We start from the raw sequence: 14,487 nt of genomic DNA on the forward strand, positions 1-14,487 counted from the left end.
GCCATGGTCGCCGCCATACGGATTCAACTTGCTACTAAGTGACGAGGCGGCAGCCAAGCTGCCGCATTTTTCCTATGCCAAATGAATTTGAACAGGCAGTTGCCGCCCTCCAGCAGGAAGGGGTGATTGCTTATGCGACCGAGGCCGTGTTTGGTCTGGGATGTGATCCCGACTCCGAAGTTGCGGTGCAGCGACTGCTGGCCATCAAACAGCGTCCGGTGGAGAAGGGGTTGATCCTGATTGCTGCCGACGTAGAGCAATTGCAGGATTACATCGATCTGAGCCAGCTTAGCGGTGAGCAACTGGCTCTGGTTGAAGCCAGCTGGCCCGGCCCCTTTACCTGGATCATGCCTGCCCGTACAACGACGCCGGCCTGGCTGACCGGGCAGTTCGAGACCATCGCGGTACGCGTGACGGCTCATCCTCAGGTGCAGGCGTTGTGTCGCGCCTTTGGCAAGCCGCTGGTCTCTACCAGCGCCAACCTGACCGGTGAGGAGCCTGCCCGTCGGGTGGCCGATATTGGTGAGCGGCTGGCAAGCAAGTTGGCCTATATCCTGCCCGGTGAAGTGGGTGGTCAAGCTAACCCCTCCGAGATCAAGGACGCCCGAACCGGCGCCATTATCCGCCCCTCCTGAGCTGGCGGATACGTCATGATTTGCTATCAATCTGCTGAGTGGTGAGCTCACCGGATTGATTTAACTATAAAAATGGACAGGGCGTTCACGATCCTGCCTGACTGGAGACAAGATGAGCAAACCAGATGTGGCCCAGGTCAAGGCCTTCCTGTTGCAGTTGCAGGACGAGATCTGCCGTGGTCTGGAGCAGGCCGACGGCAGTGGACTCTTTGTGGAAGATGCCTGGAGCCGTGAAGGCGGTGGCGGTGGTCGCACCCGTGTGCTGCGCCACGGTGCGGTGATCGAGCAGGGGGGCGTCAACTTCTCCCATGTGTATGGCGATGCCATGCCTGCCTCTGCTACAGCACATCGACCAGAGTTGGCCGGTCGCAAGTTCGAGGCGATGGGCGTGTCGCTGGTGATCCATCCGCACAACCCCTATGTGCCGACCAGCCACGCCAACGTCCGTTTCTTCATCGCCGAGAAAGAGGGTGAAGAGCCCATTTGGTGGTTTGGCGGTGGTTTCGATTTGACGCCCTTCTACCCGTTTGCCGAGGATGTGCAGCATTGGCATCAGGTCTCCCGTGATCTCTGCCAGCCCTTTGGTGATGAGATCTACCCCGAGTTCAAATCCTGGTGCGATCGCTACTTCTTCCTCAAGCACCGCAACGAGACGCGGGGGGTGGGCGGTCTCTTCTTCGACGATCTGAATCGCTGGCCTTTTGCCGACTGCTTTGCCTTTATGCAAGCGGTAGGTCGGGGTTATCTGGATGCTTACCTGCCGATCATCGAACGACGCAAGGCGCTGCCCTATGGCGAGCGGGAGCGGGAGTTCCAGCTCTATCGTCGCGGCCGTTATGTGGAGTTCAATCTGGTGTATGACCGTGGCACCCTGTTCGGGCTGCAGACCGGCGGACGTACCGAGTCGATCCTGATGTCGATGCCACCGCTGGCCCGTTGGGAGTATGACTGGCAGCCGGAAGCGGGCACTCCTGAAGCCTTGCTCTACACCGACTATCTCACGCCGCGAAAATGGCTGTGATCCGAGGGGCCATGATGGCCCCTTTTTACTGGCCGATATTCGGCTTGTTCCCGAGTGCGAAAACCCGTTAAATCGGAATATTGCCCTCTGATGGAACTCTTTGATGGATCGTTATCTGGTTTTTGGCCACCCGGTGCGCCACAGCAAGTCCCCCTTCATTCACACCCTGTTTGCCAGACAAACCCAGCAAGAGCTGGAGTATGGGCTGGCTGAACCCGCCGTCGACGAGTTTGCCCAAGCCCTGCGCACCTTCTTTGACCAAGGGGGCAAGGGATGCAATGTCACCGTTCCCTTCAAGGAGCAGGCATTCACTCTGGTCGATCGCTTGAGCCCGAGGGCCAAGCGGGCGGGCGCGGTCAATACCATCAAGCTGACCGATGATGGCGTGTTGCTGGGGGATAATACCGATGGCGCTGGATTGGTCGCCGATCTCAAGTCCCATGGTGTGACGCTGGCGGATAGTCGGATCCTGCTGCTGGGTGCCGGTGGCGCGGCTCGTGGTGCATTGGCGCCGCTGCTGGCTGAGTTGCCGAGCGAGCTGGTGATCGCCAACCGTACCCACACAAAAGCGCAACAGTTGGCTGCCGAATTCCACGATCTGGGGCCTGTGACTGCCCAGACCTATGAGCAGTTGGCTGGTCCGTTCGATCTCGTCATCAATTCGACTTCAGCCAGCCTGCAAGGAGAGCTGCCGCCGTTGGCCCCAGCCCTGATCCACACTGATATTGCCATCTACGACATGATGTATGGCGCCTCGGATACGGCGTTTATCAGTTGGGCCAAACAGCATGGGGCCCGTCAAACCATGGATGGACTCGGCATGCTGGTGGAACAGGCCGCCGAAGCGTTTACCGTGTGGCGCGGAATTCGTCCCGGGACTAAACAGGTATTGAGAGAGTTGAAGCGTAACTTGGGGGTGATATGAACCAGGGTATTCTGTTTCCTGATCTGATGGAGTGGCAGGCTGACGAACAGCGGGTGCGTTTTCCTGCCCAGCAGATGGGGGCGCTGATAGATTGTTACATCAGTCAGCGGCGGCTGGAGAGAATGACCGGTCTGGCGCTGACGAGAGAGGATGACATCGTTAGAGCCTTCGAAAGTGTACGTTTTGATATTGAAGATATGGCTGAAAAACTCATTGAAGAACAAGAGTTTGCTGAAGATGGCGCTATCTCTCTCTGATTTTTCAAAGTTTTTTTGTTTTGTAGCGGAACTACTTTGAAATGGCGCTGACTAACTAGATAGTTGAGGAAGTGCTAGCTAGTCACCTTTATAACTCCCCGGTATTCGTACTGGGGATTTTTTTATCTGTATGAAAATAAAAGATTTTTTCTTAATCTGTAAGTTGTGAAACTAAATTACATAAATTACTTTCACTTTCTGCTGCTTTGCTGTACAGTTGTCTGCGTAGGGTACAGAGGTAAGATGTTCTATCTTTCAGACCTTTTATTTCACGTAATTGAATGTGGCTGAATAGCTGCCCCGATGAGGTTCTCGTCGGGGTGTTTTTTTATGCGCGCCATTTAGAGTAAATGCTTTAAATTGGCGATGCATTTGATAGAATGAGGCTGCTTCTTGAGGAATACCTGTCGTCTGGTACTCAAGATTCAGCTTCTTCCCAATTTTTTGAACTTATTATTTCAGGCTGGATGGCATCACTGTCGTCCGGCCTCATTTTTATCCCTTTCGGTTAGATCTTGTAATTAAATTTCATTTTTGTCTCTTTTTGTAATTCTGGTTCGTTTTGAAAGAACGAATTTGAAAACGTTCTCAACGTCTTTAGAGGTTAATTTCTCGTGTGAATTAACTGCCTATCTATATGAACTTTAAGCAGTATTGGATATAGCAGGGGGAGGCGAATGCGGGGTGTTTGTCGTAAGGCAGGTGAAAGCGGCAATCTGAAACCCTTTCAATCAGCGGAGGAGTGCTCCGCCAATTGCAATGAGAGCGAGGAGTAGATTACTCCTCGGCAGGTTGCTGTTCGTCAGCGTTCAGCAGGTCGGTATCGTCACCACTTACGTACCATTCGGTCAGGGTTTGCGCCAGCTTCTCCACACCGATATTGGTGAGAGAGGAGAATGCTTCGACCTGGATCTGGGAACCGAGGTTGGCAACGGCCTGGCGCACCTTGATTACCTGGTTGTTGCGCGGGCCGGGGCTCAATTTGTCAGCCTTGGTCAGCAGCAGCATGACGGGCAACTGACGGTGCGAGCTCCACTCCAGCATGTTCATGTCGGCATCTTTGAGCGGGTGGCGGATGTCCATCAGGATCACCAGACCTTTCAATGACTCACGGCGCTGCAGATACTCTGCCAGTGACTTTTGCCACTTGAGCTTCATTTCCAGCGGAACTTGCGCATAACCATAACCCGGCAAGTCGACCAGACGCTTGCCCGGTTCCAGCTCAAACAGGTTGATCAGCTGAGTACGACCGGGTGTCTTACTGGTGCGCGCCAAGTTCTTGTGTTTGGTTAAGGTGTTCAATGCAGATGACTTACCGGCGTTGGAACGGCCGGCAAACGCGATCTCGACACCCCCATCATTTGGCAGGTGACGGATGTCGGGTGCGCTGGTCACAAAATGCACCTTATTGAAATTCAGAGTTTGTGTATCCAACGTAAATTCCCCATGGAGATAGAGGGTTATAGAGTTACTTTTTTGTAAAATGGTGTAAAATAGCGTCGCTTAAACGCGTTTATTTTAACATGCCTTCAGCGGCATGGGATCTGGAAGCCTAATAACGAAAAGTTGGAACGCCATGAAGAACCTAGTCATTACTCTTGCTCTGATGGTTGGCGTAACGGGGATGGCACAAGCCAAGGGCGATGCCGCTGCGGGACAGACCAAGGCTGCCGTTTGTGCGGCTTGTCATGGACCGGACGGAAACAGCCTGGTTGATATGTACCCCAAAATTGCTGGTCAGCACGCATCATATATCAAAAAGCAGTTAGTTGAACTGAAGGCTGCCGCTTCTGGTCAAATTGGCCGGGTTGCGCCAGTGATGGGGCCGATGGCGTTACCTTTGTCGGAACAGGACATGGATGACCTGGCGGCTTATTTCTCCAGCCTGAAGGTTACCCCTATCGCTGTCCCTGACGACGTGGTCGAAGCGGGCAAGGCTCTCTATATGGGTGGTGACATGAGTCGTGGTCTGGCAGCTTGTACGGCTTGCCATGGTCCCCGTGGCTCGGGTGTCGAACAGGCGAAGTATCCCAACCTGTCCGGCCAGCATCCTGCCTATATCAAGGCTCAGCTCACCGCATTCCGTGCCGGGACGCGTGACAACGATCCGAACGGCATGATGCGGGACGTTGCCAAGAAACTGACTGATCAGGATATCGAAGCCCTCTCCAAATATGTGGCGGGTCTGCACTGATATAGTCGATACGGTCGATTTGAGTTGAAACGGGGAGCCTGGGCTCCCCGTTGTTTTTATGGCTTTCAGATAATTCTCGGTTTAATCCCCCCGTTCTGTAAGAGATCTCCCATTCTCAAGGCAGGCCAAGGCTCATAAAATTGCATAAAATATTAAATAACCATTATTTATCAACAGGTTATATTAATGTTGATGTTTTTCGACATGTTGAGAATGTTTTGAGTGGATTGAGCCGCTTTATAGAGTTGGTACAGTAGGCTTAATGGATTCACCCACGGATTGGGTGGCGGTTTCACGACAGGGTGTTGTGAGCAGAGGATGGCTGGCGTGGCGGGATGCCATGGGCTCGGATGAGCTGGCAAAGGATTGAAGGATCAGGATGGTGACCATCTCCGGAGCGGGATGGGGTTGCGGGATGCAGACTCCCCGGCACGATGGCAGGATGCGGTCGAGACGGGTCAAACAGGCACACGCACATTCAGGAACGACCAATATAAGGTCAGGATGACCACACAACGATATGATGCGGCGACAAGTTGTCACGGAGAGGACGAAACAGATTGTTTTGCCATTCAGGATGGCGCACGCATGAACATATCAAGGCAGCTTCGGCTGCCTTTTTTCTTTTGGGTCATTAACCCGATTAGCCATTCTGTGTCAAAATACCAGCAACATGCCCAGAGGATACCGATCCTGCGGTGTTCAGTGGCCTGATTGGGCCGGATTGGTGCGGGATCCTGCTCTTGTTCCAGCCTTACTGTTCCTCGCATCGTATCCCACCGGGTGAGATCATCCCGGGTACGGGTCAAACCAGTTATTTTCGGAGTTAGCCATTCATGTCTGCCAAACAACCCACTCGCAAGCCTACTGGCAAGCGCAAAGAATCTGATGTCAGTGCTCAGGAAGGCCGTGAGCGTAAACGGGCTGCCAAGCGCAAGGGCCTGAAGGCTGGTTCTCGTCAGCAAGTTGAACAGCCGAAGAGCAAGTCTGGCAACAGCCAGTCCAAAGATCCGCGTATCGGTTCCCGCAAGCCGGTAGTTCTGGTGGTGGATGACAAACAGAAGAAGCCGGCAGCACTCAAGGCGGTGAAAGAGAAGAAGCTGGTGATGACGCCCGAGCAGGAGCTGGCTTCCATCGAAAACGATGACCGCTTGAATGATCTGCTGGATCGTCTGGATGCCGGTGAAACTCTGGAAGCGGCCGAGCAAGCCTGGGTTGATCAGCGCGTCGACCGTTATCAGGAGCTGATGGATGAGCTGGGCATCATCGACAACGACGATGATGAAGATGACGAGCTGCCGTTTGATGATGGCGATGACGCCGAGTTCGACGAGCAGAAACCAGCTTCCGAAGAGGAGCTGTGGGACCGTTTCAACCAGGTCGATTTCAAGCCGGAACCCAAGCCTGAGCCGAAGAAAAAGTGATGAGTGGATGGATGCTGGCCGCCCTGTTGGGCGGCCTGATTTTGTCAGGGTTGGCCATCTATGCAGGCATGCTGCTGGCCAGACTGAGACGACAGCAAGCGATGCAGTGGCAGGCTATTACTGCTCGCAATGAACGAATTCTGGAGAGCGTGCGGGTCATTGCCCATGCGGTGCAGGAGGGGCAGTGCGATTACTCCGAAGGCGCCATTCGGCTGACCAATCTGCTGGATGCGTTGCAGATCAAGGGGGGGCGGGCGTTCGTTGCCGAGTTCCCGGGTCTGTACGGGCTGTATGAGAAGGTGAAAGATATGCCGACTCATGAGGCCAGACGCGCCCTCAAGCGCAATGAAGTGATGAAGATGGATCTCGAACGAAGCGGCTACGAGGCCGAGCTGGAGGCTCAGATCCTCAAGGATGTTGCCCAGCTGAAGGATTTTCAGTTAGGTCGGTGAGCCAACAATAACAACAAGAGAGGAAGCGAGCGTGCAAGCAGAACAGATTGTGTGGGATCAGGCCCTGATCGAAAAATATAACTACAGTGGCCCGCGATACACCTCTTATCCCACTGCGCTGGAGTTTAACGAGAGCTTCGGCTATCCGGATTTTGTCCGCGCTGCCAGCCAGTATCCCGAGCGCAATCTGTCGCTCTACGTGCACATCCCTTTCTGTCACAAGCTCTGCTACTACTGCGGCTGCAACAAGGTCATTACCCGCCATCAGCACAAGGCTGACGAGTACCTCGACTACCTGGAGCAGGAGATCAAGGCGCAAGCCCCGCTCTTCAAGCACCGTATGGTCACCCAGCTGCACTGGGGTGGCGGTACACCCACCTATCTGGATGAAGCGCAAACGCGCCGCCTGATGGCCATGCTGCGTGAGCACTTCCATTTCGCCGAAGAGGGGGAGTTCAGCATCGAGGTCGATCCGCGCGAGATTGCCATTACCATGCTGGATGTGCTGCGAGACGTCGGCTTCAACCGCATCAGCCTTGGGGTGCAGGACTTCAACAAGGATGTGCAGGTTGCGGTCAACCGCGAGCAGGACAACGACTTTATTAAAGCCATGTTGGAGCGGGCCCGTGAACTTGGCTTCCGCTCGACCAACCTCGACCTTATCTATGGCCTGCCGCATCAGGATCGTGCCAGCTTCCACCATACGCTGGAAGAGGTGCTCAAGACGGATCCGGCGCGCCTCTCCATCTTCAACTATGCCCATCTGCCGAGCCGCTTTGCCGCCCAGCGCAAGTTGAAAGAGGTGGATATGCCTGCGCCGCAGGAGAAGCTGGCCATGCTGCAGGACACCATTGCCTTCCTCACTGGCCAGGGTTATCAGTTCATCGGTATGGACCATTTTGCCAAACCCGATGACGAGCTGGCGGTCGCGCAGCGCGAGGGCAAGCTGCACCGCAACTTCCAGGGCTATACCACCCAGGGAGATTGTGATCTGCTGGGGCTGGGGGTCTCCTCCATCAGCATGATCGGTGATGCCTACTCCCAGAACCAGAAAGAGCTCAAGGCGTATTACGCACAGGTTGCAGAGCTGGGTCATGCCCAGTGGAAAGGCTGCTCGCTCAATCAGGATGACCTGATCCGCCGTGAGGTGATCAAGCGGCTTATCTGTGATTTCCGTCTGAACTTTGCCGCTGTCGAGCAGGCGCACGGTCTCAATTTCAGAGAGTATTTTGCCGACGATCTCAAGCTGCTGCAGACCTTCATCAACGATGGATTGGTGCGTATGACGGAGGATGGTCTGGAGGTCTCCTCCACGGGGCAGCTGCTGATCCGCAATATCTGCATGTGTTTCGACGTGTACTTGCGCAACAAGGCGCGTCAGCAGCAGTTCTCTCGCGTGATATAAACTTGTTTGCCGATTAGAAAACAGAGAAGGGCGCCATCGTGGCGCCCCTTTCATATGTATTTTTGCTTAAGCAGCTGGTCGGGAAGGTTCTGGTAAGAAGTCTCTGCGCTGAGGCAAGCTATTGGGAATCAAGCAATGGTCGAGGTGAAACGCAGATAAAAAGATGGGGGCGACTTGCGTCGCCCCCGGTAGTCGTATCGCTCAGATCCTTGAACGAAGTTGCTCCCTGCAATCCCTGACTGTTTACCTCTTCCTTTAGGTTTCCCCTTCCCAATCCTTTGGGGTGTCCTTTAGCCATCTTGGCCTGACGAGTCATCCTGTCCCGTCGCACTTTCTCCGTCCTGGGAGGTGTCCTTTACCACATCCTGTGGTGAGTCCATTTGCCCAACCCTGGCAGCCAGTCTTCCTGACCGACTTCATTGCGTCCGTGCATGAGTAACTATAAGGATTTTCTAACCGGCTACAACGCCAGATTGGAAAACGTTTTTGTCATTAGCTATTTCGAAAGTGATGAGTTTCGATATATTCATTTATAAACAGCTAGTTAAGTTTATCATCTTCATATTTTAAGATCTTATCTTCCGATTATCTCGGGGATCTTTTCGGCTGTTGGCTTACATATGGAATGGCAGATCTCTTACAGCGCGTTTTGGTTGCTTCAGAAACAGATTTTGCAGTCTGATGATGGTCATTCGGGGTGAGTTGGTGAGGCACACAAAGAGCGGTTGAATGGAGAAATTATGAGCGCTGGTTGAGCCGCTCATAGATGGTCTGGCGCTCTTCAGGAGTCAGCGAAGAGAAGTAATGGGTAAAGAGGCGCAGCAACAGGGACTTGTTCATGCCATCTTGCTGGGTCAGATTACCCAGTTCGTCGATGGCCACCGTGCTCATGGAGAAGGTGGCTTTTTTGTAGCTGGGCTTCAGGTGCTCGCCACTCTCGATAAAGGCCAACGCCGACAAGGCCTCATCACGATGCAGGCCCAGTTCGAGGCTGACCACCTTGGGTTTGCCCTTGGCGTAGAACTCCGCATCTTCGATAAATTCGTCGACGGTGAACTTCTTCTGGTGATGCAACTGGTGCTTTTTCTTCAGATCGGCCAGACCCATCTCACACCCCCACTTGCAGGAACTCTTTGGCGATGGCCCGGATCTCTTCGGCGGATTTGCCATCCGGCTCGATCTCCATCACCGACAGTCCCTTCTCTTCGCTGTCGTCATAGACGTTGCGGCCATAGGTGATGGCGTTCAGGACGTCGACACCGAACGAGGAGCAAACCTCTTTCGCTTCCAGAATGCGTTTTACCTGATTGGGCAGGGCGGGGCACTGGGTCAGCACTACGGCTGCATTGAGGGTCGGGTTGACCATCTTGCAGGTGGTGATGAGATCTTCCATGTGGGGCAGGGTCTTGAGGTCGCGACGTTTCGGGCGCAAGGGGATCAGGGCGTGGGTGGCGACAGCCATGGTGGAGCGCAGTGCCCGGTTGTCTTGCCCGCCGCAATCGACGATGACGTAGTCGTAGCGGTTTTTCAGGCTGAGCAGGTCGTTGCGAATATTGCCATAGAGCTGCACGCAGTTGATTTGTGGTAGCTCCGGGTTGTCGTTGCGCTCCTGAATCCAGTCAGAGGTGGTGCGCTGCGGGTCGCAGTCGACCAGTAACACCTCCCCCTGAAATTGGGATCTGAGGTAGACCGCCAGATTTTGTGCCAGGCAGCTCTTGCCACTCCCCCCCTTCTCTCCACCGACCAACAAGATCATGACGTTCCCCTATCCATGAGAAAACCGCTGATTTCAGTATAGGAGGGGCCTGTCTCATCACAAGGCGAGAGGAGTGATGCTCCTCTCGTTGTTTCGACTAGTAATGAACGCTGCCTCCCTGCCAGCGGCAGACATAGTCAGGCACCAGCATTTGGGGGGCCTTGTCGACATGGCATACCACCATGGGCATGGCAGGGGCTCCTTCAGCCTGGCTGAGGGTGGGGAGCGCAGAGAGCAGCAAAGTCGCGAGCAACAGCATGGGTTTCATCTTCATAACAACTCCTTGGTAGTGCCATTCCTGTGTGATCTGGATCACTTTCTGAGTTAAGTCGAGGTTGGCGCCAGCGCAAGGTGAGACGAATAAATTCAATTAATGAAAAAAGTATCAAAAGGCGTTGTGGTGACCGACGAGGATGGTTGCCCACCTTGATGCGGACTTTGTGCATATTAAGTTGAACCGCACAAAGAGGTGGTGACTTATGGGGCTGAGCCTGATGGGGTTGGCATCAATGCCATGATCTGGAACAAGAAAAGATTTATGCAGTGAATGTGGTCGATGTGAGTATTTATTTCTCCCGCGTTCCTCCCGTCACGGCGATGTATTCAATACCTAGGGAGTAATATTCAAATTATATTTGTAAAGTTATTTATGGTAATGATTTTTTAACGGTTTTTTTATTTACATTTAATCACTCCAGTGAACTGGTATGAATAAAAAATGAATCAATCTGAAATATAGCAGGGTGGTTTTGCATGGTTATTCGGTGCGCTTTGTGTGGAAAATGCGCAATTTGCTACCGGGGTCATAGATTGAATGGTGAATATATTCAGTTCTGAGTGAATGTGATCAATGTCTAAGTTTGTCGTGATTCGCAGGGCTAACCTCGGTCTCGAAAGGCAAGGGCAGGATAGAACATAAGCCGATTACCCTACATAAAGAATATCCCGCCTTAGCCACGAGCATGAATAGAAGGAATCTATTCAATCACTCGCAGGGACCACTGCTAGACGGAATATAATCATGAGCAAATTTTATGTAGGTTCTGAAGTTGGCCAATTGCGCCGTGTCATGTTGCACCGCCCCAACCTCAGTCTGAAGCGTCTGACTCCTTCCAACTGCCAGGATCTGCTGTTCGATGACGTCCTGTCTGTTGAACGCGCTGGTCAGGAGCACGACAAATTCGCTCAGGTACTGCGCGATCAGAATGTCGAAGTTTTCCTGCTGACCAATCTGCTGGCCGAAACACTTGATGTGCCGGAAGCCAAAACCTGGCTGCTGCAACACCAGGTCTCCGACTACCGCCTCGGCTCTTCTTTTGCCAACGACGTGCGCTGCTTCCTGGCTGACATGCCGCACCGTGAACTGGCCCGCATTCTCTCCGGCGGCCTGACCTACTCCGAGATGCCCTACAGCGGCGTCAACATGGTAGTGGGCATGCACGCTCCGACCGATTTCATCATCGAGCCGCTGCCCAACCACCTCTTCACTCGTGACACCTCCTGCTGGGTTTACGGTGGCGTTTCCATCAACCCGATGGCCAAGCCGGCTCGTCGCCGCGAGACCAACCATGTGAAGGCTATCTACCGCTGGCACCCGATGTTTGCCGGTCAGGACTTCATCAAGTACTTCGGTGACGAGGAGCGTGACTACGACAACTCCACCATCGAGGGTGGCGACGTACTGGTTATCGGCCGCGGCGCCGTGCTGATCGGCATGTCCGAGCGCACCACCCCGCAAGGTGTCGAGCACCTGGCTCGCAGCCTGTTCAAACATGGTCAGGCCAAACAGGTCATCGCCATGGAGCTGCCGAAACACCGCAGTTGCATGCACCTGGATACCGTCATGACCCACATGGATATCGACACCTTCTCCGTCTATCCGGAAGTGATCCGCAAGGACGTGCAGTGCTGGAGCCTGACTCCGGGCGGCGCCACCGGCATGAACATCAAGGAAGAGGGTTACTTCGTCACTGCTATCGAGAAAGCACTGGGCGTCGATCAGCTGAAGATCATCACCACTGGCGGTGACAGCTTCGAAGCAGAACGCGAGCAGTGGAACGACGCCAACAACGTGCTGACCGTACGTCCCGGCGTGGTGGTGGGTTACGAGCGCAATACCTACACCAATGAGAAATATGACAAAGCCGGTATCACAGTTCTCTCCATCCCAGGTGATGAACTGGGCCGTGGCCGCGGCGGCGCCCGCTGCATGAGCTGCCCGATGGAACGCGACAGCATCTGATGAGACGGCGTGGCGCCGGCAGAAGCTGGCGCCACACAGAACCAAACTCGAGATTAACCACTATGAAAAAACCAACTGTCGTCGTCGCTCTGGGTGGCAATGCACTGCTCCGTCGTGGTGAGCCACTGGAAGCGGATATCCAGCGCAAGAACATTGCAACTGCCGCCAAGACCATCGCCCTGATCGCTCAGGAGTACAACGTGGTGCTGGTGCATGGCAACGGCCCGCAAGTCGGCCTGCTGGCTCTGCAAAATAGCGCCTACACCAAGGTATCCCCCTATCCGCTGGATGTGCTGGGTGCCGAGTCCCAGGGCATGATCGGCTACATGCTGATCCAGGAGCTGAAAAACCTGATGCCGAGCCGCAACGTCACCGCGCTGCTGACTCAGGTACAGGTCGACCCCAAGGATCCGGCGTTTGCCAACCCGACCAAATTTATCGGCCCCGTCTACGAAGAGGCTGAAGCCCACGCCCTGGCAGAAGAGAAGCACTGGGTGGTCAAGGCTGACGGCAAGTTCTTCCGCCGCGTAGTGCCGTCCCCGCTGCCCCAGCGCATCGTTGAAGGCGATGCCATCGAAACCCTGATTGCCCAGGGCCACCTCATCATCTGTACCGGTGGTGGCGGCATCCCTGTGACCTGGGATGGCCAGAGCCTGACCGGTATCGAAGCCGTCATCGATAAGGACATGTCTGCCGCCTATCTGGCCAAGCAGATCAAGGCCGACGCCCTGCTGATCCTGACCGACGCCGATGCCGTCTATCTGGATTGGGGCAAACCGACCCAGCGTCCGCTGCGAGTCACCAGCCCGGACGAGCTGGCCGGGGTCAAGTTCGATGCAGGTTCCATGGGACCGAAAGTCGAAGCCTCCTGTGAATTTGTCAAGGCGACCGGCGGCATGGTTGGCATCGGCTCTCTGGAAGATGGTCTTGCCATCCTCAAGGGTGAAGCCGGCACCAATATCGTCGCCACCCGCACCGTACATGCGTAATTACCGATATCTGTACTGAGAATGCGTAGTCAACACTACTGCCCGAACTGGTCTGAAACATATATAGAGAGAACTCATCATGGCTTTTAATCTGCGTAACCGTAACTTCCTGAAACTGCTGGACTTCACCCCGCGCGAAATCCAATACATGATCGATCTGGCCATCGACCTGAAGAAAGCCAAATACGGTGGCTACGAGCGCAAGCATCTGGTCGGCAAGAACATCGCCCTGATTTTCGAGAAGACCTCCACCCGTACCCGTTGTGCGTTTGAAGTGGCGGCCTTCGACCAGGGCGCGCAAGTCTCCTACCTTGGCCCAAGCGGTTCCCAAATCGGTCACAAGGAGTCCATGAAGGACACCGCCCGTGTACTGGGTCGCATGTATGACGGTATCGAATACCGCGGCTACGGTCAGGAGATCGTGGAAGAGCTGGGTGCCTACGCCGGTGTCCCGGTCTGGAACGGCCTGACCAACGAATTCCACCCGACCCAGATCCTGGCCGACTTCATGACCATGCTGGAGCACGGCAAGGGCAAACGTCTGGATCAAATCAAGTTCGCCTACCTGGGTGATGCCCGCAACAACATGGGTAACTCCCTGATGGTCGGCGCCGCCAAAATGGGCATGGACATCCGTCTGGTCGCACCGAAAGCCTTCTGGCCGGAAGAGGAGCTGGTTGCCAAGTGTCGCCTGATCGCCGAAGAGACCGGCGCACGCATCACCCTGACCGAAGATGTGAAAGAGGGTGTGCTGGGTGCTGACTTCCTCTACACCGACGTCTGGGTATCCATGGGTGAAGCGAAAGAAGCCTGGGATCAGCGCGTCAAACTGATGACCCCGTATCAGGTCAACATGGATGTCATCAACGCCACCAAGAACCCGGATGTGAAGTTCATGCACTGCCTGCCGGCGTTCCACAACGACGAGACCACCATGGGCAAGGAAGTGGCTGACAAATATGGCATGAAAGGCCTGGAAGTGACCGAGGACGTGTTCGAATCCGAGCACAGCATCGTGTTCGACGAGGCCGAAAACCGGATGCACACCATCAAGGCAGTGATGGTTGCTACGCTGGGCGACTAAGGTCGCAGTAGTGGTGCCGGGGGGCGACCCCCGGCTTTTCGACCATGTGACAGCGGCATAATACCTCTAACCCTACAACCCGCAGCCTGCATGGATACCACAC

15 protein-coding genes are annotated in these 14,487 nt (G+C 54.6%); 11 read left to right on the top strand and 4 right to left on the bottom strand.

Features of this window, described 5'->3' with window-relative positions; all coding sequences use genetic code 11:
- The first annotated feature begins 74 nt into the window (after positions 1-74).
- The 4 genes from AB5Z09_RS03680 to AB5Z09_RS03695 all read left to right on the top strand — a co-directional run bounded on the left by AB5Z09_RS03680 (position 75) and on the right by AB5Z09_RS03695 (position 2,838).
- Positions 75-635 carry an L-threonylcarbamoyladenylate synthase gene (locus tag AB5Z09_RS03680; protein ID WP_368194665.1) on the top strand — a complete coding sequence of 187 codons (561 nt, stop codon included), beginning with the start codon at positions 75-77 and terminating at the stop codon, positions 633-635.
- Between the two features lie 112 nt (positions 636-747).
- Positions 748-1,656, top strand: coding sequence for an oxygen-dependent coproporphyrinogen oxidase (gene hemF / locus AB5Z09_RS03685; protein ID WP_307895739.1), 909 nt, complete (start codon positions 748-750; stop codon positions 1,654-1,656).
- Between the two features lie 103 nt (positions 1,657-1,759).
- Positions 1,760-2,581, top strand: coding sequence for a shikimate dehydrogenase (gene aroE, locus AB5Z09_RS03690; RefSeq protein ID WP_069527001.1), 822 nt, complete (start codon positions 1,760-1,762; stop codon positions 2,579-2,581).
- The gene (locus tag AB5Z09_RS03695; protein WP_368194666.1) at positions 2,578-2,838 is read left to right on the top strand and encodes a DUF1488 domain-containing protein; all 261 of its coding nucleotides are present in this window, start codon (positions 2,578-2,580) and stop codon (positions 2,836-2,838) included. Before aroE ends, AB5Z09_RS03695 begins: the two co-directional genes overlap by 4 nt.
- Positions 2,839-3,615: 777 nt before the next feature.
- Here the strand turns inward: AB5Z09_RS03695 and yihA are convergent.
- Positions 3,616-4,272, bottom strand: coding sequence for a ribosome biogenesis GTP-binding protein YihA/YsxC (yihA, locus tag AB5Z09_RS03700; protein ID WP_100647077.1), 657 nt, complete (start codon positions 4,270-4,272; stop codon positions 3,616-3,618).
- Between the two features lie 142 nt (positions 4,273-4,414).
- Between yihA and AB5Z09_RS03705 the strand changes: the two genes are divergently transcribed.
- The 4 genes from AB5Z09_RS03705 to hemN all read left to right on the top strand — a co-directional run bounded on the left by AB5Z09_RS03705 (position 4,415) and on the right by hemN (position 8,313).
- Complete coding sequence (locus AB5Z09_RS03705) at positions 4,415-5,032, top strand: cytochrome c (RefSeq protein ID WP_005339710.1); 618 nt, start codon at positions 4,415-4,417, stop codon at positions 5,030-5,032.
- A gap of 836 nt (positions 5,033-5,868) precedes the next feature.
- Positions 5,869-6,456 carry a Der GTPase-activating protein YihI gene (gene yihI / locus AB5Z09_RS03710; protein ID WP_194494719.1) on the top strand — a complete coding sequence of 196 codons (588 nt, stop codon included), beginning with the start codon at positions 5,869-5,871 and terminating at the stop codon, positions 6,454-6,456.
- A gap of 11 nt (positions 6,457-6,467) precedes the next feature.
- Positions 6,468-6,908, top strand: coding sequence for a DUF2489 domain-containing protein (locus AB5Z09_RS03715; protein WP_005339712.1), 441 nt, complete (start codon positions 6,468-6,470; stop codon positions 6,906-6,908).
- Between the two features lie 31 nt (positions 6,909-6,939).
- A complete protein-coding gene (hemN, locus tag AB5Z09_RS03720; RefSeq protein ID WP_100647075.1) occupies positions 6,940-8,313 on the top strand; it encodes an oxygen-independent coproporphyrinogen III oxidase in 1,374 nt (457 codons plus the stop codon).
- 738 nt (positions 8,314-9,051) lie between these two features.
- On the opposite strand, the gene AB5Z09_RS03725 is transcribed toward hemN, so the two are convergent.
- From AB5Z09_RS03725 to AB5Z09_RS03735, 3 genes are all read right to left on the bottom strand, one after another.
- On the bottom strand, positions 9,052-9,420 hold the full coding sequence (locus tag AB5Z09_RS03725; RefSeq protein WP_005339715.1) for a hypothetical protein: 369 nt from the start codon (positions 9,418-9,420) through the stop codon (positions 9,052-9,054).
- Between the two features lies 1 nt (position 9,421).
- The gene (locus AB5Z09_RS03730; protein WP_005339716.1) at positions 9,422-10,069 is read right to left on the bottom strand and encodes an AAA family ATPase; all 648 of its coding nucleotides are present in this window, start codon (positions 10,067-10,069) and stop codon (positions 9,422-9,424) included.
- Between the two features lie 97 nt (positions 10,070-10,166).
- A complete protein-coding gene (locus tag AB5Z09_RS03735) occupies positions 10,167-10,343 on the bottom strand; it encodes a hypothetical protein (RefSeq protein WP_005339717.1) in 177 nt (58 codons plus the stop codon).
- A gap of 747 nt (positions 10,344-11,090) precedes the next feature.
- Here AB5Z09_RS03735 and arcA point away from each other — a divergent pair.
- The 3 genes from arcA (at position 11,091) to argF (ending at position 14,384) form a co-directional block, all read left to right on the top strand.
- On the top strand, positions 11,091-12,311 hold the full coding sequence (gene arcA, locus AB5Z09_RS03740; protein ID WP_005339718.1) for an arginine deiminase: 1,221 nt from the start codon (positions 11,091-11,093) through the stop codon (positions 12,309-12,311).
- 62 nt (positions 12,312-12,373) lie between these two features.
- Complete coding sequence (gene arcC, locus AB5Z09_RS03745; RefSeq protein WP_368194667.1) at positions 12,374-13,300, top strand: carbamate kinase; 927 nt, start codon at positions 12,374-12,376, stop codon at positions 13,298-13,300.
- Positions 13,301-13,379: 79 nt separating this feature from the next.
- Entirely contained in the window at positions 13,380-14,384 is a 1,005-nt protein-coding gene (gene argF, locus AB5Z09_RS03750) for an ornithine carbamoyltransferase (protein ID WP_005339721.1), read from the top strand.
- Positions 14,385-14,487: the final 103 nt, after the last annotated feature.

This window comes from Aeromonas sp. R2-2, assembly GCF_040908355.1.
Taxonomy (GTDB): Bacteria; Pseudomonadota; Gammaproteobacteria; order Enterobacterales; family Aeromonadaceae; genus Aeromonas; species Aeromonas veronii.

Excerpts from the sequence above, each read along its gene's own strand:
- AB5Z09_RS03680 (WP_368194665.1), top strand. The coding sequence starts at position 75 with ATGCCAAATGAATTTGAACAGGCAGTTGCCGCCCTCCAGCAGGAAGGG.
- hemF (WP_307895739.1), top strand. The coding sequence starts at position 748 with ATGAGCAAACCAGATGTGGCCCAGGTCAAGGCCTTCCTGTTGCAGTTG.
- aroE (WP_069527001.1), top strand. The coding sequence starts at position 1,760 with ATGGATCGTTATCTGGTTTTTGGCCACCCGGTGCGCCACAGCAAGTCC.
- AB5Z09_RS03695 (WP_368194666.1), top strand. The coding sequence starts at position 2,578 with ATGAACCAGGGTATTCTGTTTCCTGATCTGATGGAGTGGCAGGCTGAC.
- AB5Z09_RS03705 (WP_005339710.1), top strand. The coding sequence starts at position 4,415 with ATGAAGAACCTAGTCATTACTCTTGCTCTGATGGTTGGCGTAACGGGG.
- yihI (WP_194494719.1), top strand. The coding sequence starts at position 5,869 with ATGTCTGCCAAACAACCCACTCGCAAGCCTACTGGCAAGCGCAAAGAA.
- AB5Z09_RS03715 (WP_005339712.1), top strand. The coding sequence starts at position 6,468 with ATGCTGGCCGCCCTGTTGGGCGGCCTGATTTTGTCAGGGTTGGCCATC.
- AB5Z09_RS03725 (WP_005339715.1), bottom strand. The coding sequence starts at position 9,420 with ATGGGTCTGGCCGATCTGAAGAAAAAGCACCAGTTGCATCACCAGAAG.
- AB5Z09_RS03730 (WP_005339716.1), bottom strand. The coding sequence starts at position 10,069 with ATGATCTTGTTGGTCGGTGGAGAGAAGGGGGGGAGTGGCAAGAGCTGC.
- AB5Z09_RS03735 (WP_005339717.1), bottom strand. The coding sequence starts at position 10,343 with ATGAAGATGAAACCCATGCTGTTGCTCGCGACTTTGCTGCTCTCTGCG.
- arcA (WP_005339718.1), top strand. The coding sequence starts at position 11,091 with ATGAGCAAATTTTATGTAGGTTCTGAAGTTGGCCAATTGCGCCGTGTC.
- arcC (WP_368194667.1), top strand. The coding sequence starts at position 12,374 with ATGAAAAAACCAACTGTCGTCGTCGCTCTGGGTGGCAATGCACTGCTC.
- argF (WP_005339721.1), top strand. The coding sequence starts at position 13,380 with ATGGCTTTTAATCTGCGTAACCGTAACTTCCTGAAACTGCTGGACTTC.